Genomic DNA, 21,109 nt, shown 5'->3' on the forward strand with positions numbered 1-21,109 from the left:
ATTAGGAGTACCAACATGAAGCGAATAATAGTTTCCGGGTTCGTCATGGCGCTGATGAATACTGCTGTAGCGGCGGTATCCGAGGAAGAAGCGAAGCAACTCGGCACTTCGCTGACGCTGTTTGGCGCTCAGGCTGGTGCCAGCGCCGATGGTCGTATCCCGGCCTATACCGGCGGTCTTAATACCGCTCCTGCCGGCTATGTACCGGGTTCGGGAAAATATGTGGATCCTTTTTCGAACGAAAAACCGCTGTATAGCATCTCCGCGCAGAATATGGGCGAACATGAGCAAAGTCTGACCGAAGGCACCAAGGCCCTGTTGAAAAAGTATCCGACCTTCCGCGTGAACGTCTACCCGACCCATCGCACAGCCGCTTATCCCGAGGCCGCTCTTGCCGCTACCAAGGGTTGTGCAGTCAATGCCAAACTTACCGATGTGCAGGGTTCTGGCTTTACCGGTGGATTCAATTGCGTACTGTTTCCGATCCCGCAGAACGGCATGGAGGTCATGTGGAACCACAAGACGCGCTCGCTTGGTAAATACCTTTCCGTCGTTGATTCAGAGACATACAACGTAGGCTCCAACGGCCGCGCGGTGCTGTCGTCGGCACTGGACCAGGACTTCCACAACGTCTTCTGGGATCCGGATGCACGTGACCTGTTCGACAAAGAACAATTCACCTTTATGTTTCGCGTCGACTACAAGATGCCGACTCGACGTGCAGGCGAAATGTTGCTGCTGAAAGACCCGGCAAATGATCAGGAGATAGGTCGCAAGGCATGGTCTTACCTGCCGGGGCAGCGTCGCGTGCGTCTTGCGCCCGATGTCGGGCACGACACACCTAACCCGACCTCTTCAGGTATGACTACCTATGACGATAACCAATTGGGTGGGCTCGATCGTTTTGACTGGAAGCTCGTCGGCAAGCGCGAAATGTTGGTTCCATACAACAACTACCGCGCGATTTTCTGGACCCCGAAAGCAGAGATGCTGACCCCAAACCATGCAAATCCGGATGCGGTGCGCTGGGAACTGCACCGGGTATGGGTTGTGGAGGCAACGCTCAGACCGGGCCAGCGCCACATCTACAGCAAGCGCCGTTACTATGTCGACGAGGATAGCTGGTCGGTTGCGGCAGCAGAGTCCTATGACAACCGGGGACAACTGTGGCGCGTGCCGCTGATGCTGAACGTGCAGGCCTACGACCAGAAGACGCCGTTCTCCGGATGGTCCTCGATGTACCATGATCTGAACTCTTCTACTTGGAGCATGTATTTCCTGCTCAGCGGCGCCTCGTCCAAAGTGATGTATCGCGATGGCCAGCCGACCGGTTATTTCACCGCCGAAGAGATGGCTGGCAGCGGGGTGCGTTAATCAGCTTTTTTTAATCAATATAAAGACCGTCCGGGCGGTCTTATATTGTGTCCTGTTTTACTGCGAGGATTGCTAATGAGCACTTTTGAATTCAAAGAGCCGGGAATCGTCAGCGAGGAGTTGCGCATGCTTCGCGATCAGGCGCGTCGTTTCGTGACAGAGGTAGTTGAGCCTAATGGCGAGCAATGGGAGCGCGACGGTTGTGTTCCCCGCAGTGTATTTCGTCAACTTGGCGAACTGGGGCTGCTCGGTGTACGCTTTCCGGTTGAGTACGATGGCAGCGAACTGGGACCCCTTGCGTCAGTGGTGATGGCCGAAGAGCTCTCTCGCAGTAGTTTCGGCGGCTTCGCCTCCTCCGTGAATGTGCATACGGATATGTCGTTGGCGCATATCGTGCATCGCGGTACCCATGAGCAGAAGCAACGCTATCTGCCTGCTGCGGCCGCAGGTGAGAAAATCGGTGCGATTTGTGTCACAGAACCCCATGCAGGCTCCGATGTGGCCGGGATCAAGACTCGTGCAGTGCGTGACGGCGATCATTGGGTCATCAATGGCTGCAAGACCTTCATCACCAATGGCGTTTATGGCGACATCTATATCGTCGCAGCGCGTACCAATCCAGATGTGAAAGCCAGCCGTGGCATCTCGCTGTTCATCGTGGAGAAGGGCACGCCAGGGTTGACCGTTGCTCGTGAGTTTGAAAAGCATGGCTGGCGCTCCTCGGATACAGCAGAGCTTTACTTCGATGATGTCCGGGTGCCCGCAGAGCAGTTGCTGGGCGAAGAGGGGCAGGGGTTCTACTACATCATGAGCACCTTCCAGAACGAGCGCCTGGTGGTCGGTGCGATGTGTGCCGGCCAATGCGCCAAGGCCCTGGAGCTGACTATCGATTACGTCAAGAGTCGTCGTGCGTTTGGCAAGACCCTGTGGGATCAACAGGCTGTTCGTCAGCGTCTGGGCTGGCTGTGCTCGAAGGCGGTGGCGTCGCGCGCACTGACCTACAGCTGCGCCCAAATGATTGAGGAAGGTCGTGACACGGTTGCGGAAGTTTCCATGCTCAAGGCTTTTGCTGCCGAAACCTTGCAGGAAGTGGTGCATGGTTGTTTGCAGTTGCACGGCGGTACGGGCTATATGGTCGGCACGCCGATCGAGCGCATGGTGCGCGATGCCCGCATCCTCACGATCGGCGGGGGCGCCACCGAAGTGATGCTCGAAGAAGTTGCGAAAAGGTTCTGATGCCATGAACGACTCTACATCGACCCAGGAAAAACTGGAGCTGGCCCAGCGTTTTTATCGGGCCCTGGCCAACAGCGAGCGGGCTGTGCTTGATGAGTTGCTGCATCCGCAGTTCATCGGCACCACCACCCGGGGATTGCCGTTGAACCTTGGCGGAGTCTACGAGGGTCCTGAGCAAATGCGCAGGCATTTCTGGGGTGGACTGGCCAAGCATTACCAAGCTAAAGCGCAAGTAAGCAAGACATGGTCGCTTTCCGAAGACAGGTTACAGGTGGAAGGTTTTTACACCGGTAAAGGCATCCAATCTGGCGCGCTACTGGATGCGCGATTCATTCATTTGTTGCGTTTTCAGGATGGGCAACTGATCGAACTGGAGCAGATCACCGACAGTGCGGCCTGGCAGGTAGCATTGACCCCGAAGCCCACTGTTAAGATGCAGGTGGAAAACGGAATTGCCCTGATCCAGCTGGATCGCCCTGCCGCCAACAATGGCATCGATCTGCAGATGGCTCATGATTTATTGGCCGTCGCGCGGCGGTGTGCCGCCGACAGCTCGCTGCGGGTGGTGGTACTGAAAGGCAACGGCCGCTCGTTCACGGTCGGTGGCGACATCAATTTTCTCTCGGACGTTGCTGCTGAGGAGCTGCCTGGCATGCTGGGTGACATGACCACTCCTTACCATGAGGCGCTACGCATCTTCAATCGTTTGCCGGTTCCGGTTATTGCCGCAGTGCATGGATCGAGCGCCGGTGGTGGGTTGGGCCTCATGTATTGTGCGGATCTGGTCCTGGCTGCTGTGGATAGCCGCTTTGCTCTGGGTTTTTCGGCATTGGGTTTGTCCCCGGACGGCGGCAATTCCTGGTACCTGCCGCGTCTGGTAGGGGCCCGCCGCGCCGCCGAGTTGTACTTCGAGAATCGGGTCCTCAGCGCCGAGGAAGCCAAGGAGTGGGGGCTGGTCAATCGTGTGGTGCCGGGGGATCATTTGCATGCCGAGGCCATGGCGTGTGCCGAACGCATGACTAGAGGTGCTGCGACCGGCTTCGCCGAAGCTCGCCGACTGCTGCGGCAAAGCTGGGATAAGTCGTTGTCCGATCAACTGGAAGCGGAAACGGATGCGCTAGTACGCGCGGCGGCCGAGCCCGCCGTGCAGCGGGCTCTCAAGCCATTCCGGGACAAACGCGCAAAGCGTTAAGCCGTATCGTGCCCTGCCAGGGCGATAAGTTTCTGCGCCCTGGCAAGCACTGGCGCATCAATCATCCGGCCTCACAGTTGAGGGCTTTGGCAAAAGGCTCAAGGCGATCACCCGGGACGAACAGTGCGGATCGCGCGTTGGTCATGGGAGATCCTTGTTAGAAAAGCACAGCAGACGCTGTGCCGAAGTCACTCACACAGTTACGGGCGATTGGGTGAGCAGGGATTTGAGTGCAATAGTGCAGTCGCTCAGTTGTTCGACGCTGACAGGGCTACGCTGGGTAACCAGCTTCTTGGCGAACAGGAAGTCTTGTGGGCGGTTTACCGCGTCTGCCGAGATCACGATGCCATTGGCCAGGTAGAAGGCGATAAACGATTCATCGTCCAGGCTGCCTCGTATCACCAGCCGGTCGTAGCCTTGCGACAAACCGACCATCTGCAGCTTCAGGTCGAATTGATCGGACCAGAACCAAGGCAGCGAGTTGTAGACACTGTTTTTGCCGCAGATATTGGCCGCGGCGACTCGTGCTTGTTCGGAGGCATTGGGCACGGACTCCAGGCGCATGCGTCGGCCTTCGTAGAAAAGATTTTCGTGGTAGGTGCAGTCGCCAATGGCAAAGATGCTCGGGTCGGTGGTTTGCATATGTGTATCGACGACAATGGCACTTTCAGCGATCTCGATTCCGCAGCGTTGGGCCAGTTCCACTGCGGGGATCAGGCCAATGCCGACAATCACAAGGTCCGCGTCCAGCCGACGCCCGTCGCTGAGTTCGACCTGCTCGACCTGTCCTTCGCCAAGAAATGCCTGTACGCCACAGCCGGTCAGGATCTCCACGCCTCGGCGGCGATGGGCCTGTTCGTAGAATGCGGACAGCTCCGGCGCGGTAACCCGGGCCAGTACTCTCGACATGGCCTCGACCACGCTGACCTGAAGCCCAATCTTGCAGGCCACAGCCGCAACCTCCAGACCGACATAACCACCGCCGATAATAATCAGCCGGCGGCCTGGTTGCATGTCTTGTCTGAGGCGTAGGATGTCCGCAACACTGCGGATGTAGTGGACATTATCGTGCTGGCCACCAGGGATGCCAAGGCGACGTGCCTGGCCGCCGGTTGCCAGTACCAAGTGTTCGTAGGGCAGGGTCGAACCGTCGGCCAACTGCACGGTTTTATCTTCGCGTTCGATCGCTTCGACGCGAGTGTCGATCAGGTAGCGGATACCGAACTGTTGATAGGTTTGCGCAGGCTTGATCTGGAGTTCTTCCTCGCTCATTTCTCCTAACAGAAAGGCTTTGGAGAGTGGCGGGCGACGATAAGGCAGCAGCGGCTCTTCGCCGATCAGAGTGATGGAGCCCTGATAGCCTTGTTGGCGTAGGGACGTCGCTGCGTCGCCGCCGGCTTGGCCGGCACCCACGATAACGACCCCCGCACTGGTATTCTCTTGAGTCATGGTTTGCTCCCGGCTGCGAAGCTAGCCGTGCAGGCTCCGCAAGCTATGGCGGATGGATCAGCCGACGCGACGGCTGAGATTTTTCCAGTACGGTTCGCGCAATTCGTTCTTCTGGATCTTGCCGGCCCCGGTGACCGGAAGGCTGTCGCGGAACTCGACACTGACCGGGCACTTGTAGCCTGCGATCAGGCTCTTGCAATGCGCGCGGAGCTGTTCGGCTGTCAGTTGTTGCCCGGGACACAGGACAATTACTGCATGCACAGCCTCCCCCCAGCGCTCACTGGGAATGCCGATCACGGCGGAGGAGGCAACGGCCGGATGCCGGCCAATGGCATTTTCCACCTCGCACGAGTAAACGTTTTCACCACCGGATACGATCATGTCCTTGACGCGGTCGACCAGGAACAAATAGCCCTCTTCATCCAGGTAGCCGGCGTCGCCCGAATGTATCCAGCCATTTTTGATCGTAGTGGCCGTTTCTTCCGGACGGTTCCAATAGCCGAGCATACCTCCGGGGCCTCGGCAAATGACTTCTCCTATCTCGCCCTTGGGGAGAACATTGCCGTCAGTGTCGATAATGCGAACTTCCATGCCCCAGATAGGCTTGCCGGCAGAGCGTAACCGATCAGGGTTACGGCCTTCAGGGGTATGGCAGAAGGCGGGAAGCACGGTGTAGGGGCCGCCGGTCTCGGTCATACCATAACCTTGCAGGAATTCGACCTTAGGCAACGCCTTGAAGGCGCGTTCGAGCAGGCCATCACTGATAGGCGATGCACCATAGAGAATTCGGCGCAGGCTGCTCAGGTCATATTCGGCAACCGTGGGATGATCCACCAAGCGCTGGATCATGGTAGGTACGAGCAGCGTGAAGGTGACCTTCTCCTGCTGGATGGCTTCCAGAGCGGAAAGCGTATCGAATCCATTGATGATGCTGCTACGGCAGCCGCGGACAAAGGCGCGGATCAGTATGCACATGCCCGCTTGGTGGAAGATCGGCGCGGCGGCCAAAATCACGTCATCTTCCCGATAGTCAAGCTCCAGCAGGTAAGCAAGGGCGTTACTGAGCAGATTGGTGTGGCTCAGCATGACGCCTTTGGGGAAGCCAGTCGTGCCGCCGGTGTAGAAAACTCCAGCGAGGTCATCGTCCTTGCGTTCGACATCCTCGGCAGGCTGGTGCAGAGTGAGCAACTGCTCGTAGTCCGGGAGTCCTTCAGTGACAACTCCATCACCCGCGAAGATGATCGTTTTCAGCGACTTGGAGCGATCACGCAACTCGTCGACCAGCGGTGCGAAATGCTCATCGACCAATAGAATACGGGTGTCGCAGTCATCCAGGGAATAGGCGATCTCAGCCGCACTCCAGCGGGTATTGACGGGGTTGAGTGCACCGCCTCCCCACCAGACGCCCATCATGTACTCAAGATAACGGTCGGAGTTCAGGGCTAACATGCCGACACGATCTCCCGGCTTCATCCCCTGTGCCTGAAGTGCCGCGGCCAAGCGAGCCGAACGGTCGGCAAACTCAGCCCAAGTGCGGCGCCGACCTCGATAGTGGTACGCCTCCTCGTTGGTTTTTTGCTGTTTTAGCCGATGGAGTGCTTGAGTCATCTGGAAATGCATACGGTTACCTTTGTTGTTTTTTTTAGGTGCACGCGCTTTCTAATTCACAGCGGGCACGAGTGTGCGGGCTGAGGCTAATAATAAACCGTCTAGACGGTCTGTCAATTGGAAAAATTTTAGCTTTTGTTACGCGGCTTTACGGGTTGAAATGGTGGCGATCAGGCAGGGAATTCACTGCCCTGAAAGCCCGAGAGGAACAGCTGGGATATCCGTGCTGCCAGCTCTTCAGGTGATACCGCTCCGCTCTTCTCGTACCAAGTGAAGGTCCATATCACCATCCCGAACAGCAGCATGGCATAGGGGGTACGTACTTTGACTGGTGCCATCAGACCGGGGTTGATTTCCTGAAGCAGGGAGATCAGCAGAGACACCAAATGGGTTTCCAGTTTGAGGACTTGTTTGCGCTTTTCCTCAGGAAGAAATTTGATATCGTTTACGAGCACAAGGTGCTCGTTTCGAGAGTCAGCACTGCATTTGATAAACGCGTGGACAAACAGGGAGAAGCGTTCAGCTGCAGGCGCTGGGCGACTGGCAATGGAACGCAGCTCATCATCCAGGCGTTTGACATGTTCGATGATAATGTCAAAAAGGACGTCCTCCTTGCTCGAAAAGTAGTGATAAATCCGGGACTTGGATGCACCACAGGCTTGTGCCACGTCGATCATGGTTGCGTTGCCAAATCCTTTGGTAGCAAAAAGTGCAGCGGCTTTCTGTAGGATCAACTGCTTTTTATCGTCGTAATCGTCAGCTCTGATACGGCTCAATACTGCATACTCCCTATAAACAAACGATGAATTTTTTAAGCCCGTTGAGTATAAGGCATTCGGAGTGAACTTCGTGTGGACGGCGTGCAACGACGGCGGGCATGATCCATGCAGCCAGCTTCGGTGATGCCCTGCTCGAAGCTGGCCTTGTGGCCAGTGAAGTCGTCACAGATCAGTTTGCCGACTAGCGGTTGCAGTTGCACGCCGGTTTGGCCCAGCCACTGAACTAGCGTCGAGCGAGGAAGCGCCAGGCTTGCGGGACCCACCGCGCGTTATGCTGGCGACCTCAATCCAATTCGAATAGGCCCCCACCGGGCAAAGATTGCTGAACGATGGAGTCGTGTACTCACGCCCGATGTTCTGCCTGTCTCCTTACCGCCCCGTGTCACTTCAAAGTGGGAGGGGCGGCCGCGCAGCTTGACGAGGTGTTCTCGCGAACGCTCCCCTCCAGATACCGATCTGCCCCCTCCCAAGCTTCTCTACCACCGTCATTCCTCGTTTCGAGATGTCGGTGGCTTTCATCAGCCATGTGTACCGTCCTAAGAGCATTTTACCCCCGAATACCCAGCTGACATGCGATAAGCCGTGATTATTTAATGTTATGAAGTGCTTGATTGACTTTCATAAACCATAGAAAATCAGTACGTAATTACATAGTACGTACCACAGTACAAAATCGTAGGAGCAACACGCATGGCTCGGGGCGGGATCAACAAGGTAGTGGTACAGCAGGCGCGGCAGGCGCTGTTGGCCCGCGGGGAGCACCCGAGCATCGATGCCATACGTATCGAGCTGGGAAACACGGGCTCGAAAACCACCATCCACCGGTATCTGAAAGAGCTGGAGAGCCAGGCAACGCCAGCAGCAACACTCAGCATCAGTGACCAGTTGCACAGTCTGGTGGAGCAGCTGGCGGGCCAGCTTGAGGAAGAAGGGCAGGCGCGGATCGATGCGGCGCAGGCCGAGCTTGACCGGCAGCGCGAGCAGTTGCAGGCGCAGCTGCAGATCGCCCAGCAGGCGCTCGAGGCCGCGCATCAGCAGCATCAGGCGCAGGCGCAAAGCCTGGCTGCACAAGCCGACGAGCTGGAAAGTACCCGCGCCTCGCTGCAGGCCGAGCAACTGCGTAACGCCAGCCTCACCCAGGCCCAGGGCGAACTGCATGTGCGCCTGGCGGACAAGGAAGAGCAGGTGCGTTCCCTGGAGGACAAGCACCAGCATGCACGCGATGCTCTTGAGCACTACCGCACGGCCAGTCGCGAACAGCGGGAGCAGGAACAGCGCCGCCACGAGGGTCAGGTACAGCAGCTTCAAGTCGAACTGCGCCAGTTGCAGCAGGGATTGATCGTCAAACAGGACGAACTCACCCGCCTGCACCGGGACAACGAGCGACTGGTGGTCGAGGCGCAGCAGCGCGACCGCGAGATTCGGCAACGCCAGGCCTACCTGGAGCAGCGCGACGAGCAGATCCAGGCCCTTACCACCTCGATGGCGCAGCTGCAGGGCGCCCGTGACGAGCTGTTGCGCCAGCTTGGTGAGTCACGCGCGCAACAGGATGCCCAGCGCAGGCAAGGGGAAGGGTATCAACGGCAGCTGGAGCAGCTGCAGGCCGAACTGGATACGGTGGCTGCAGCGTTGTGCGAGTGCCAGGAGCAACCATCCGAACCCGCACCTGACAAATAAATCAAACTCTGCCGGCCCGCTGCTTTCTTCTTTAATGCAGCACAGGCAAATCGCCCCGCACCCGTGGGCGATCCATCGGCAGAGGAGGCAACATGCACAATCAACACCCGGACGCTGGAGATCGCAAGGACGAGGGCCCGCATTCTTCCGATCATGCCACCCAGAAAGACGACCTGGGCTTCGACCCGGATTCGCCTGACCTGGAAGACCCTCAGGTGGACCCTCAAGGTCCTGCAAAGCCACCCAGGGATGACGACGCCTGATTCCAACCCCAGGCATGAACGACAAGGCCCCGCATATGCGGGGCCTTGTCGTTACGGGAGGGCTGGTTCAGCCCTCGAGTTTCTTCGCCTCGTCGGCGCCTGAGGATGACAGCTTGATCGGGTAGGTGATGCTGATCGCATGGTCGGCATCCACGCTGACACTGCCGTCATGGATCAGGCCCTGCTCTTGCAGGGTTTGCAGCATGCCCGCTACGGCTTTCTCCCCGCGATAGTTGTCGAGCACTTCCTTGCCGAGCCCTTGGGGGTGGGCGTGCAACAGGCGGGTCAGGACTTCTTTGCGCAGATCGTCGTTACTCATATGGGCCTCGCTTTTCAACAACGGTGATCACTTGCCGTGCTTGGCCTGCAGCTGCTTGGCATGTTGCAGGTGTTCCTCGAGCTTCGGCAGCTTCTCAGCGGCGAAGGCTTTCAGCTCAGCCTTGTCGGAGGAGTTGGCTTCCTTCTTGTACAGCTCGACCGCTTTTTCGTGAGCGTCGACCTGGTTGTTGATGTACGACTTGTCGAACGACTCTTCACGCCATTCCAGGATCACTTTCTTGACCTTGTCGGTCAGCGCAGCTTCGTCCGGCACAGTAATGTCGTTCTTCTTGGCCAGCGAACCCAGTTGCTGATTGGCTGCCGTGTGGTCGGTCACCATCTGCTGAGCGAACTTCTTGATCTCGGCGTCCTTGCTCTTTTCCTGTGCCAAGTTGCCGGTCACCACTTCGGCGATACCGGCTTCGGTAGCGGCATCCACGAAGTCATCGGACGTGGCGGCCATCGCTTGAAGAGATCCGACACCCAGCACGAACGAAAGGCCCAGTTGCTTGAGGAACAGATTACTCATGGCGTACTCCTTTGAGAGGCGCGACGTCAGTGTCGCGTACTGTTGAGGGGTGGAGTGCCCGAAAGGTTTGATTTTTTTTCAAAGCGGGGTGGCACCGGCATTCCCGTTGAACGATGCCCCCCGCCAATGCTCACACCCTTATGGACCGAACAAGGAGCCCAAGCATGAGCATCGAACGCAGTATTCCCGAGCTTACGGCCTGGTACGCCCAATACGATGACGTGAGCTATCGCAGCGAGTCGCCAGACGCCTATCACCACGAGCTGGTACGTACCGCGGAGGCGCTGCGTGACAATGGCGTCATCGACTGGGACGATTGGCTTGCACTCAAGGCCCTGGCCGATGACGCACACGTCAATGCGCTGCAGGAGGCAGTACAGGCGCATGTCAATGATCCGGACACCTGAAGGCCGCCGACGATGAAAGCCTTGAAGATCGCCACGTTCAATATCAATGGCATTCGCAGTCGCCTCCCGGCACTGCTTGACTGGCTCTCCCGTGAGCAGCCCGATATTGCCTGTTTGCAGGAGCTCAAGGCGCCAGACAAGGATTTCCCCCGCCAGGCGATCGAGGATGCGGGCTATGGCTGTCTCTACCATGGGCAAGTGTCGTGGAATGGCGTTGCCATTCTGGCCAGGGACAGCGAGCCGCTTGAGGTTCGGCGCGGTTTGCCCGGCATGGAGGAGGATACCCAGAGCCGCTACCTGGAAGCGGCGGTGCATGGCTTGCATGTCGCGTGCCTGTACCTGCCCAACGGCAATCCGCAACCCGGGCCGAAGTTCGACTACAAGCTGCGCTGGTTCGAATGCCTGGTCCAGCACGCGAAAGGCTTGTACGACAGCGATCATCCCGTGGTGATGGCAGGTGATTACAACGTTGTCCCCACTGACTTCGATATCTATGACACACGATCCTGGCTGAAGGACGCGCTGCTGCAACCGGAATCACGCGCCTGCTACCAGCATTTGCTGGACCAGGGCTGGGTGGATTCAATCCGCCACTTGCACCCCGAGGAGCGGGTCTATACGTTCTGGGATTATTTCCGCAAACATTGGGAGCGCAACGCCGGGCTGCGCATCGACCACCTTCTGCTCAATCCGGCCTGTGCACCCTATCTCAAGGCGGCCGGCGTCGATGCCTGGGTGCGCAATGAGGCGCATGCCAGCGACCACGCGCCTGTGTGGATCGAGACGGCCTCGCGCAAGCACCGGTAAAGCTGTGGTAATCAAGTGTCCTGGCCGGGGATATCAGGGAGCTGACAGGTCGAATTCATGCCAATGACAGGTAAGGGAACACCACACAAAGATGACGCTGCGGTGCTGTCGCTGCTGCGCGATGAGGGCCGGCCTTCATTGTTCGCCCTGACAGTCAGCTTCATGGCGGTGGTAATGCTGGCATTCGTGATGGTCGAGGGCTGGCGGATCTGGCGCGATTACCGGCATGCCTATGTCACTGCCCAGGATTCGGTGGCCAATCTGGCGAGGGCCACGGCCCAGCACGCCGAAGATGCCATCCGCCAGGTCGACGCGATTACCGCGGCACTCGCCGAACGGCTCGAGGGCGACGGTTTTGCCAACCTTGACCGGCCTCGTTTGCATGCCTTGCTCGCGCAGCAGGCGGCGATCATGCCGCAATTGCACGGGCTGTTCGTCTTTGGGGCTGACGGTGCCTGGATCGTGACCGATGAATCCGCTACGCCGCCCAAGGCAAACAACGCCGACCGTGACTATTTCATCTATCACCAACGCCATACGGACCGGCAGGTACACATTGGGTCCGTGGTGGAGAGCCGGACCTCCAATGACCTGGTAATCCCAATTTCCAGGCGCCTGGAATATCCCGATGGCAGTTTTGCCGGTGTCTTGCTCGGCACGATCAAGGTGGATTGGTTCGTGCGCTTCTATGGCGCGTTCAAGATCGATGAGCGGGGGGCGCTGGTGTTGGCCAAGCGTGACGGGACCATTCTGGTGCGGCGCCCCTTCGTACGGGAGGTCGTGGGAAGCAGCCTGGCCGACAGCGAAATCTTCCGCAATCATCTGCCCTATGCCAACGAAGGAATGGCCGAGACCGTGGCGGTGATCGACAATACCCCTAGGCTCTATGGCTACAAGGCGCTGGACAGTTACCCGCTCGTAGCAGAGGCCGGACTGTCGCGCGATTCGATCTTCGCGCTCTGGCGACATGACCTGATCAAGACGGTCATCATTCTGCTCTTGCTATTGGTTGGCCTGTCCAGTTTCGGCCTCGTTGTGCTGCGCCAGGTACGTCAGCGCATGGCCATCGAGCAGGCCCTGCACCAGGCGCACCGTACGCTCAGGGACCTGGCCATGACCGACAGCCTGACCGGCCTGGGAAACCGCCGGCGCCTGGACGGGGTGCTTGACCAGGAGATCCGCCGGGCGCGGCGCCAGGACTATCCGATAGCGCTGGTAATGATGGACCTGGACTATTTCAAGCTTTTCAACGACAGCTATGGCCACCCAGCCGGTGACCGATGCCTGCGGCGTGTGGGCGAGCTGTTGCAAGCGACCCTGAAGCGTCCTGGCGACCTTGCGGTGCGATACGGAGGCGAGGAATTCACGCTGTTCTTGCCGACGACCGACAGCAACGGGGCGGCTGCCATTGTCGAAGAAGTACTGCAGGCGATCCGCCGTGCAGAGATCGAGCATGCAAAGAGCCCGTCCGGGTACGTCTCCGCCAGTGCGGGAGTTGCCATCGTCCGCCCCGCGTTGCGCGACGTTACGCCTGAAGCCCTGATGACCGCGGCGGATGGCGCCCTCTACCGGGCCAAGCGGGAGGGGCGTGATCGTTCCTGCCTGGTAGAGCTGAGTCATGCAGACAGCCAGGCCCCCGAAAAGCCGCTCGGCTAGCCCTCTCAATCCACGGCGAGTGGCCGCAACTGCCAACGTACGGCGCTCACGCCTTTTTCCAGGCTGACGCGGCCGACCAGCCGCTCCAGCTGGCTGGCAGCCTCCGAATTGCCGAGCAGTTCGGCGCGCATCTCAAGGCGTGATGGATCGGGCATGTCTTCGCTGTGCAGTGACTGCAGGCGCAGCCCGGGATCGCTGAGGCTGTGCAGCATCAGGCTGCGTACCTGGATCTCGTCCTCTGCGCGGCAGACGATGCGGACCTCGAAACGTTGCTCCACTTCGCAGGCCGGAACGACTTGCTGATTGTCCAGGCGCTGGGCGATGTCGCGCAGCAGGATATTGGCGCAGAGCACCACCAGGCTGCCCAGCGCGGCTTCCAGCAGGAGGCCGAGGCTGCAGAGTATGCCGATCGCCGCAGTGCACCAGAGGGTAGCGGCAGTGTTCAGCCCGCGGACGTTGAAACCGTCGCGCATGATCACGCCGCCGCCCAGGAAACCGATGCCAGAGACGACATAGGCCGCGATCCGCGAGGCATCGGAGGGCTCCATGCCCGGGACCGACTGGGTCATGAGCACGAACAGGCAGGCACCCGTGCTGACCAGTGCGTTGGTGCGCAGGCCCGTGAGGCGCTGACGCAGCTGACGCTCGGCGCCGATCAGGGCACCAAGCACGAGGGCGATGCTGACGCGCAGCAGAAATATGTTCCAATCCATAGCAAACCTCTTCCACGGGCCTCGGGCCCGGACGAACGCCGTCGGAGAGCGGCGCGGTTGATCAAACCGGGAATGCGCAGGGCCACGCGGTCATTCGCCTGTCAAGGCAAGGGACCGGAAGGAGAGAAGGGGTGCTGCAGCCATCAAGGGGCTGATAAATGACCACCGTCTACCGTGATCGGCGAGACAGTGGCAGGAGACTGCCGGACTAGCTCGCCGTGTGGACCTGTCGCAATCGACTGGGGCTACTGTCCAATGCAGGACTCCTGTTGTGACGTGCAGAAATGCGTCGCGGAACTTACCCCCGCGGGATGGCAGGGTCAAGCATGAAAATGTGACAGGACGACTCTGGATGACGCCCGTTTCAAGAAATCCGCTTGCTCAGGTGATAAGCTTGCACCTCCCTGTGAAATCCCCCGGACTTGCTACATGCTGTTCAATCTTGCCGTGCTGGTCGGCACCCTCGTGGCCATGGAAGGGGTCGGCACGCTGGCCCACAAGTACATCATGCACGGTTGGGGCTGGTGGCTGCATCGCTCGCACCATCAACCCCAGCTGGGCATGTTGGAAACCAACGACTTCTATCTCGTTGCCCTGGCCCTGATCGCCTCCACGCTGGTTGCGCTCGGCAAGGCGGGCCATGCGCCGCTGCAATGGGTCGGTGCAGGGGTCGCCAGCTATGGCGTGCTATACGTCCTGGCGCACGACTGCTTCTTTCACCGCCACTGGCCCCGCAAACCGCGGCCTGGTCTGGGCTACCTCAAGCGTCTGCACCGCGCCCATCGGCTGCACCATGCCATCAAGGGCCGCAGCAACAGTGTCTCGTTTGGCTTCTTCTATGCGCCGCCGCTGCGCGCGCTCAAACGTCAGTTGCAGGCGCGGCGGCGGGGCTGACCTGTATCAGTTGGCCGCTTCACCTTCACGTGCTGGATCCGGAGCCGCGTGTCCCCGGCTGACCCACCAGCCGAAGGCCGCAGCGGTGAAAAACATGATCAGGCTGTAGATTGCCGCTGGCACAGCCATGGTCGCGTTGTTCAACAGGCTCGGGCTCAGCGCCAGCGCGATGGCCAGGGTACCGTTGTGAATGCCGATCTCCATGCCGATGGCGATGGCCTGGCGCTTGGGGATGCGCAGCAGGCGCGGCACCCAGTAACCCACGCTCAGGCTGAGCACGTTGAACAACAGCGCGGCCCCGCCCACCAGCGGTGCGTACTCGACCACGGTAGCCCAGTCCTTGACCAGCGCCAGGACGATAGTGAACGCCAGGAACAGCGCCGCGACCAGCTTCATCGGCCGCTCCATGCGCAGGGCAAAGCCTGGCGCATAGCGACGGATCAGCATGCCGAGGGCGACGGGCAGCAAGACGATCGCGAATACCTGCACGACCTTGGCGAATTGCAATGGGATGGCCTGATCGGACTCCATGAACCAGCCCAGCGACAGGTTGACCAGCAACGGCATGGTGAGTATGGCGATCAGCGAATTGACGGCCGTCAGAGTGATGTTCAGCGCTACATCGCCATGGGCCAGATGGCTGAACAGGTTGGCAGTCGTGCCACCCGGCGAGGCTGCCAGCAGCATCAGGCCCACCGCCAGCGCGGGCGCCAGGCCAAAACCGTTGGCGATCAGAAAGCAGATGAAGGGCAGCAGCAGGATCTGGCACGCCAGGCCGATGACCACCGGCTTGGGGTACTTCACTACCCGTGCGAAATCGGCCAAGGTCAGCGACAGCCCAAGGCCCAGCATGATGATGCCCAAGGCGATGGGCAGAAAGGCGGTGAGCAAGGGGGAGGCGGTCATCGGTGGCAGTCCTTTGGCGAATGATTCGAGCAGTCTAGCCTCAAGTAGCAAGCAGCCAGGACCGTTTCTGGATCGACAGGCTTCTGGGGCTTCTCGGCTAACATCTGGAAACAGAATTGACCGGCGGCACAAGGCAGGACGGCTAGCCTGAAACATTTCCAGGTAATTATGGGAGCTGCCCCATGCACGCACATTTTCTTGGACGCCGCGACATCCTGCGCGCCAGCGCGGCATTGGGCCTTCTGGCTGCAAGCCCTGTACTGCGCGCCGATTCTCCCTCCGGCCTGCTGACCCGCAAGATCCCCTCCACTGGTGAAGCGCTGCCGGTGATCGGGGCTGGCACCTCGGGCAGTTTCGAGGTCGAAGCCGGATCGGACCAGTACCAGCAGCTCAAGCAAGTGCTGTCCGTGTTCTTCCGGGGCGGTGGCAAGGTCATCGATACCTCGCCCAACTACGGCGGCGCCGACGCGATACTCGGGCAGTTGCTGGAGGAGGGGGGGTGGCACCGGCAGTGCTTCATCGCCACCAAGATCGCCGCCGACAGCCGCGAGGCCGCGGTTTCCCAGTGGGCCGAAAGCCTGAAGAGCCTGCGTACCGACAAGGTCGACCTGCTGCAGATTCATAATCTGCGCGACTGGCAGCGGCAGCTCCCCTACGCCCAGGAGCTTAAAAAGCAGGGCAAGACCCGCTATGTGGGCATCACCCATTACCTGGCGAGCGGCCAGGACGCTGTGGCCGATATCCTGCGCAAGCATCCGCTGGACTTCGTCCAGATCAACTACTCGGTCAACTCGCCCGAAGCTGCACGCGAGCTGTTGCCGCTAGCCGCGGACAAAGGCGTCGCGGTCCTGATCAACCGTACCTTCGACGACGGCCGGCTGTTCGCCAAGGTAAAGGACCAGCCGTTGCCAGGCTGGGCGGCGGAAGCGGGCATCAGTAGCTGGGCGCAGATGTTTCTCAAGTTCGCCCTCAGCCATTCTGCGGTGACTGCCGTTATCCCGGCGACCGGCCGGCCCGACCGGCAGCTGGATCAGCTCAAGGCCGGCGCCGGGCCGCTGCTGAGCGATGCCCAGCAGAAGGCGCTGATCCAGCAGTTCGCCTGATTCATGACTGGCTGGAGGCAGCGCCTGGGTCAGGGCTTCAACCTGCAAGCGGGCGAATGGCCTGCAGCGGCAGCGGGGCTTGGCCTGTTCTACCTGCTGTTCACCGGCTATTTCATGCTGCGGCCAGTACGCGAGACCATGGGCGTCGCGGGGGGCGTCGACAACCTGCAATGGCTGTTCACGGGCACCTTTGTCGTCACGCTGATCTGCCTGCCTCTTTTCGGCTGGCTCGCCTCGCGGGTACGCCGGCGCCATATCCTGCCGTGGACCTACGGTTTTTTCGCCACCAACCTGCTGGTCTTCGCCGGGCTCTTTGTTCGTGACCCGGACGGACTCTGGACTGCCCGCGCCTTCTATATCTGGTTGTCAGTGTTCAATCTGCTGACCATCTCCCTGGCCTGGAGCGTGCTGGCCGACGTTTTTTCCACCGAACAAGGAAAACGCCTGTTCGGCCTGATGGCAGCCGGGGCCAGCCTTGGCGGGCTCAGCGGCCCCGTTCTCGGCGCGTTGCTGGTCGAGCCCATCGGCCATGTCGGCTTGCTGGTGCTGGCTGCCGCGTTTCTGCTCGGCAGTATTGGCGCGGCCCTGTACCTGCAACGCTGGCGCGATGGGCATCCGTTGCCGCTCCACACCCAACACCCCGATTCACGGCCATTGGGCGGCAACCCTTTCGCCGGTGCCACCGCGGTACTGCGATCGCCATACCTCTTGGGCATTGCGTTGTTTGTGGTGCTGCTCGCCAGCGTCAGCACCTTCCTGTATTTCGAGCAGGCGCGAATCGTCAGTGAAACCTTCACGGACCGCACCCGGCAAACCCAGGTGTTCGGCCTGATCGACGCCGTGGTGCAAGCGCTGGCGATCATTACCCAGGTGTTCATTACGGGGCGCCTTGCCCGGCGTCTCGGCGTGGGGGTGTTGCTCGTGGCGGTTCCGTTGGTGATGGCCGCAGGATTCCTGTGGCTGGCCCTGGCTCCTGTGTTTGCCGTATTTGTGGTCGTCATGGTGGTGCGGCGGGCGGGAGAGTACGCGCTGGTCCGGCCGGGGAGAGAGATGCTCTTCACCGTGCTGCCCGCCGAGGAAAAGTACAAGGCCAAGAACTTCATCGATACGGTGGTGTACCGGGGCGGGGACGCGCTCAGCGGCTGGGTGAAGCGTGCCCTGGACATCATGGGGGATCACCCCCAGCTGGCGATGATGATCGGCGCCATCATTGCGCTGGCCTGGGGTGTGACGGGGGGATGGCTGGGACGCCAGCAGCGGCAACGGGAACGACCCCAGTAAGAGAAGAGCTGTTTACTTGGCGCGCCAAACATCTAATTCGCTTTATTTAATACCGCTTGTCCGACCCATTCGAAATAAAAACGAATATCCGCCGCTTGCCGAACTCCCACCTATGTATGGCGAGTTGTCATGCACTTCCGAAACGACTTGAGGTAAAGATCATGGCTAACAACCAGGGCAAGACCGGCAGTCAAGGCAGTGGCAACAAGAACTCCGGAAACTTTGCCAATGACAAGGAAAAAGCGTCCGAAGCCGGCCGCAAAGGCGGACAAGCCAGCGGCGGTGGAAAAACCAGTGGCGGCTCGGGATCTGATAAAAGCGGCTCCGGAAAAGGCGGTGGCCGCACCTGACTGAACGCTGCAGCGCCGGGGCGCAATACCCTGGCGCTGCAACCGGTCACTGCTGGAGATATCTCATGCGAACTGCACCCGTTATCTGTCTGTTGAGCGCGACCTTGTTGCTCGGCGGCTGCTTCAACCGCGATGACCATCCTGCCAAGGATGCCGACCCTAGCAAACCTTCCTTGCAAATGCAGAAACCCGACGCCCCTGCCTCTTCCGGAGCGCCCGCGCAGCAACCTGTGCCAGCGCCGGAGAAAAACAACTGAACGCTGGAGGCCGAACATGACGGTCATGATCCGCAACGCAGCAACTGGAGTTCCAGCACGTGCCGAACGCATGGACCTGGAGAGTCGCTACCGTTCTCTGCTTCATGGCACATGCACCGATAGCGCGCGCTGGCTGGGCGAGCAGCTGGAACATGCGGACGACCTGCCTGAAGACCTGCCACCTACACCTGAAGGTTTGACAGCCTGGACCGCACACGTGGCAAGTAAAGTTGCCGCTGGGTACGCAGATTACCTGCAGGACCGCCAGTCTGGCGGTCCCCGGCGCTACTTCGCCAACCGTGCACAGGCACTCTGGTTCCTGCAACAGGTCGCGCCCACCAAGGTGGTTGATGGCGCCTGGTTGCATGGCACCTTGCGTTACTGGCACGACCCTCGCTTCCACGGCTTGATCCGTACCTATCTCGAAGAGCTGGGGGACGGCGACGCTCGCTGCAATCACGTCCTGGTCTACCAGCGTCTGCTGAGCCATCTCGGCTGTCTGGAGCCCGTACCGCTGGCGGACGAGCGTTACCTCCAAGGCGCGATCCAGTTGGCGTTGGGGTTCAACGTCGAGCAGTTCCTGCCTGAAGTGATCGGTTATAACCTGGGCTACGAACAGCCGCCGTTGCACTTGCTGATCACCACTTATGAGCTTGCCGAACTCGGCATCGACGCCCATTATTTCCGTTTGCACGTGACGATCGACAATGCAGCCAGCGGCCATGCGCAGAAATCCGTGCAGGCCCTTGAGCTCCTGCTCCCCGAGCACGACCGCGAGCAGTTTTACCGCCGCGTGGTCCGCGGATATCGCCTGAACGATCTGGGCCTCCCCACCACCGAGCTCATCGCAAGTTTCGACCTGCACGCCGAGCTGGTCTCGGCCCTGGAGCGCAAGCGCAGTTTCGGCCAGTTCATGCATTCCGATTACTGCAAGCTCCAAGGGCGCACGATCAACCAGTGGCTGGCTGAGCCGGGCAGTATGCCGGCCTTCCTCGATGCACTGGTCGCCCAAGGTTGGATCAAACGTGACGCAGACCCGGCCCTCAGCCGCTTCTGGCGTCTTCTGGACGGTCCGACGGCGCCGATGTTCGGGGTGTTCACGCCCTTTGAATTGCAGCTGTGGCATGACTGGATCGCCGGAGAGTGGCAGGCTCCGCCGTGCAGACGCCTGCCCCCAGGCAAGTGGGAAGCCGAGACCCAGTCTCCCGCGCCTGGCCGGCTCCGTGCAGTCGATGATATTGAATCCTTGATTGAACAGATGTCCGGTAATCGCCATGCCTTGCCGGAGGGACTGCGGGCAACGCAAGCCTACGCCAAAATGACCGGATTGGCCCACGAGGGACCTTGCTGATGCAATTGAGCGACGAACAGACCCACACCGACCAGGCCCTGCTGCAGCTTGGCCGAAGGTTGCAGGCAGACGGCTACCAGTTCACCTGCGTGACGCCTGTCACACAGGCGCGTAACAATGCCCGCGCCACGGCGCAGCGGGCGGGCACGCTTCGCGACGTGTTCGGCTGGAACCGATCGTTCCCGGCGAGCCTGCTGTCGGCGGACGAAGTCGTGCAGATGCGGGAGGCTCATGTGCTGGATGAGCAGGGCGACCTGCTGCGCAGCCGCGTTCGCTGGTCGAGCCTGGATGATTTGCTGCTGGTGCACTCGGGTTATCCCACCGATGCCCAGGACGCGGTGTTCTTTGGGCCGGACAGCTATCGGTTCGCGCAGGTCATCAGGGATCATCTGCAACACAATTTTCAGAGCGTCGAACATGCGGTGGACATTGGCTGCGGGGCCGGCATTGGCGCGTTGCTGATCGCCTCGGCTGCTCGGCACGCCCAGGTCAGTGCCGTGGATATCAATCCGGTGGCGCTGCGGTACACCGCCATCAATGCAGCACTGGCGGGCCTGGGTAACGTGACAGTTGCGCAGAGCGACATCCTGGATGGCGTCACGGGCAATTACGATCTCATCGTGGCCAACCCGCCCTACATGATCGATACGGACGAGCGACTTTACCGCCACGGCGGTGGCGCGCTCGGCGCCGCGCTGTCCTTGCGCATCGTCGAGCAGTCCCTGCCTCGATTGAGCGTCGGTGGCTCCCTTCTGTTGTACACCGGCGTGGCGATAGTCGAAGGCAAGGATGCCTTGCTCGAGGCTGTGCGCCTGCGCCTGGCCGGCCCCAAGTGGCAGTGGCATTACCGGGAAATCGACCCGGACGTGTTCGGCGAACAACTGGAGGAGCCCGGGTACGAAAGGGTCGAACGCATTGCCGCGGTGGCGCTGACCGTAACTCGCAGCGCCGAGTGAGTC

Annotated in this window: 21 protein-coding genes and 2 pseudogenes; 15 read left to right on the forward strand and 8 right to left on the reverse strand. The window is 60.1% G+C overall.

The window, feature by feature from the left end; genetic code table 11:
* The first annotated feature begins 15 nt into the window (after positions 1-15).
* The 3 genes from AC0ZZU_RS05865 (at position 16) to AC0ZZU_RS05875 (ending at position 3,802) form a co-directional block, all read left to right on the forward strand.
* A complete protein-coding gene (locus AC0ZZU_RS05865; RefSeq protein WP_476339584.1) occupies positions 16-1,374 on the forward strand; it encodes a DUF1329 domain-containing protein in 1,359 nt (452 codons plus the stop codon).
* Between the two features lie 75 nt (positions 1,375-1,449).
* The gene (locus tag AC0ZZU_RS05870) at positions 1,450-2,610 is read left to right on the forward strand and encodes an acyl-CoA dehydrogenase family protein (protein WP_476339585.1); all 1,161 of its coding nucleotides are present in this window, start codon (positions 1,450-1,452) and stop codon (positions 2,608-2,610) included.
* 4 nt (positions 2,611-2,614) lie between these two features.
* Entirely contained in the window at positions 2,615-3,802 is a 1,188-nt protein-coding gene (locus tag AC0ZZU_RS05875) for an enoyl-CoA hydratase-related protein (RefSeq protein WP_476339586.1), read from the forward strand.
* A 192-nt stretch (positions 3,803-3,994) separates the two neighbouring features.
* Here AC0ZZU_RS05875 and AC0ZZU_RS05880 read toward each other — a convergent pair whose 3' ends face one another.
* The 4 genes and pseudogenes from AC0ZZU_RS05880 to AC0ZZU_RS05895 all read right to left on the reverse strand — a co-directional run.
* Positions 3,995-5,251 carry an NAD(P)/FAD-dependent oxidoreductase gene (locus AC0ZZU_RS05880; RefSeq protein ID WP_476339587.1) on the reverse strand — a complete coding sequence of 419 codons (1,257 nt, stop codon included), beginning with the start codon at positions 5,249-5,251 and terminating at the stop codon, positions 3,995-3,997.
* Between the two features lie 57 nt (positions 5,252-5,308).
* On the reverse strand, positions 5,309-6,871 hold the full coding sequence (locus AC0ZZU_RS05885) for a long-chain-fatty-acid--CoA ligase (protein WP_476339588.1): 1,563 nt from the start codon (positions 6,869-6,871) through the stop codon (positions 5,309-5,311).
* Between the two features lie 158 nt (positions 6,872-7,029).
* Entirely contained in the window at positions 7,030-7,635 is a 606-nt protein-coding gene (locus AC0ZZU_RS05890) for a TetR/AcrR family transcriptional regulator (protein ID WP_476339589.1), read from the reverse strand.
* An 89-nt stretch (positions 7,636-7,724) separates the two neighbouring features.
* Positions 7,725-7,898: pseudogene (locus AC0ZZU_RS05895) on the reverse strand (hypothetical protein); the annotation flags it as partial.
* 430 nt (positions 7,899-8,328) lie between these two features.
* Between AC0ZZU_RS05895 and AC0ZZU_RS05900 the strand changes: the two are divergent.
* Complete coding sequence (locus AC0ZZU_RS05900) at positions 8,329-9,315, forward strand: DNA-binding protein (protein WP_476339590.1); 987 nt, start codon at positions 8,329-8,331, stop codon at positions 9,313-9,315.
* Positions 9,316-9,407: 92 nt separating this feature from the next.
* Positions 9,408-9,578 (forward strand): DUF6021 family protein, encoded by a 171-nt coding sequence (locus AC0ZZU_RS05905; protein ID WP_191623916.1) that lies wholly within the window; start codon positions 9,408-9,410, stop codon positions 9,576-9,578.
* 67 nt (positions 9,579-9,645) lie between these two features.
* Here the strand turns inward: AC0ZZU_RS05905 and AC0ZZU_RS05910 are convergent, their stop codons facing one another.
* Both AC0ZZU_RS05910 and AC0ZZU_RS05915 read right to left on the reverse strand, forming a co-directional pair.
* Positions 9,646-9,897, reverse strand: coding sequence for a hypothetical protein (locus AC0ZZU_RS05910; RefSeq protein WP_158458137.1), 252 nt, complete (start codon positions 9,895-9,897; stop codon positions 9,646-9,648).
* A gap of 27 nt (positions 9,898-9,924) precedes the next feature.
* Positions 9,925-10,425, reverse strand: a complete 501-nt coding sequence (locus tag AC0ZZU_RS05915) for a DUF4142 domain-containing protein (protein WP_476339591.1) — start codon at positions 10,423-10,425, stop codon at positions 9,925-9,927.
* A gap of 164 nt (positions 10,426-10,589) precedes the next feature.
* Here AC0ZZU_RS05915 and AC0ZZU_RS05920 point away from each other — a divergent pair, with 164 nt between their 5' ends.
* From AC0ZZU_RS05920 to AC0ZZU_RS05930, 3 genes are all read left to right on the forward strand, one after another.
* Positions 10,590-10,832: a hypothetical protein gene (locus AC0ZZU_RS05920; RefSeq protein WP_158458135.1), complete on the forward strand. Its 243-nt coding sequence runs from the start codon at positions 10,590-10,592 to the stop codon at positions 10,830-10,832.
* 12 nt (positions 10,833-10,844) lie between these two features.
* Positions 10,845-11,639, forward strand: a complete 795-nt coding sequence (gene xth, locus AC0ZZU_RS05925) for an exodeoxyribonuclease III (RefSeq protein WP_476339592.1) — start codon at positions 10,845-10,847, stop codon at positions 11,637-11,639.
* 63 nt (positions 11,640-11,702) lie between these two features.
* Positions 11,703-13,295, forward strand: coding sequence for a sensor domain-containing diguanylate cyclase (locus AC0ZZU_RS05930; RefSeq protein ID WP_476339794.1), 1,593 nt, complete (start codon positions 11,703-11,705; stop codon positions 13,293-13,295).
* A 5-nt stretch (positions 13,296-13,300) separates the two neighbouring features.
* Here AC0ZZU_RS05930 and AC0ZZU_RS05935 read toward each other — a convergent pair whose 3' ends face one another.
* Positions 13,301-14,008 (reverse strand): MgtC/SapB family protein, encoded by a 708-nt coding sequence (locus AC0ZZU_RS05935; RefSeq protein WP_476339593.1) that lies wholly within the window; start codon positions 14,006-14,008, stop codon positions 13,301-13,303.
* 429 nt (positions 14,009-14,437) lie between these two features.
* On the opposite strand from AC0ZZU_RS05935, the gene AC0ZZU_RS05940 reads away from it, so the two are divergent.
* On the forward strand, positions 14,438-14,902 hold the full coding sequence (locus AC0ZZU_RS05940) for a sterol desaturase family protein (protein WP_476339594.1): 465 nt from the start codon (positions 14,438-14,440) through the stop codon (positions 14,900-14,902).
* A 6-nt stretch (positions 14,903-14,908) separates the two neighbouring features.
* On the opposite strand, the gene AC0ZZU_RS05945 is transcribed toward AC0ZZU_RS05940, so the two are convergent.
* Complete coding sequence (locus AC0ZZU_RS05945) at positions 14,909-15,808, reverse strand: bile acid:sodium symporter family protein (RefSeq protein ID WP_476339595.1); 900 nt, start codon at positions 15,806-15,808, stop codon at positions 14,909-14,911.
* A gap of 182 nt (positions 15,809-15,990) precedes the next feature.
* Here AC0ZZU_RS05945 and AC0ZZU_RS05950 point away from each other — a divergent pair, with 182 nt between their 5' ends.
* The 6 genes and pseudogenes from AC0ZZU_RS05950 (at position 15,991) to AC0ZZU_RS05975 (ending at position 21,106) form a co-directional block, all read left to right on the forward strand.
* Complete coding sequence (locus AC0ZZU_RS05950; protein ID WP_476339596.1) at positions 15,991-16,911, forward strand: aldo/keto reductase; 921 nt, start codon at positions 15,991-15,993, stop codon at positions 16,909-16,911.
* A gap of 3 nt (positions 16,912-16,914) precedes the next feature.
* The gene (locus tag AC0ZZU_RS05955; protein ID WP_476339597.1) at positions 16,915-18,192 is read left to right on the forward strand and encodes an NTP/NDP exchange transporter; all 1,278 of its coding nucleotides are present in this window, start codon (positions 16,915-16,917) and stop codon (positions 18,190-18,192) included.
* A gap of 182 nt (positions 18,193-18,374) precedes the next feature.
* Positions 18,375-18,542, forward strand: a pseudogene (locus AC0ZZU_RS05960) (KGG domain-containing protein); the annotation flags it as partial.
* A gap of 65 nt (positions 18,543-18,607) precedes the next feature.
* Positions 18,608-18,799, forward strand: coding sequence for a hypothetical protein (locus AC0ZZU_RS05965; protein ID WP_476339598.1), 192 nt, complete (start codon positions 18,608-18,610; stop codon positions 18,797-18,799).
* Between the two features lie 16 nt (positions 18,800-18,815).
* A complete protein-coding gene (locus AC0ZZU_RS05970) occupies positions 18,816-20,150 on the forward strand; it encodes an iron-containing redox enzyme family protein (RefSeq protein WP_476339599.1) in 1,335 nt (444 codons plus the stop codon).
* Positions 20,150-21,106, forward strand: a complete 957-nt coding sequence (locus tag AC0ZZU_RS05975) for a methyltransferase (protein WP_476339600.1) — start codon at positions 20,150-20,152, stop codon at positions 21,104-21,106. The genes AC0ZZU_RS05970 and AC0ZZU_RS05975 overlap by 1 nt, the downstream gene beginning before the upstream one ends.
* The last annotated feature ends 3 nt before the right edge of the window (positions 21,107-21,109 follow it).

It is taken from the genome of Pseudomonas sp. JE3303 (assembly GCF_056312565.1).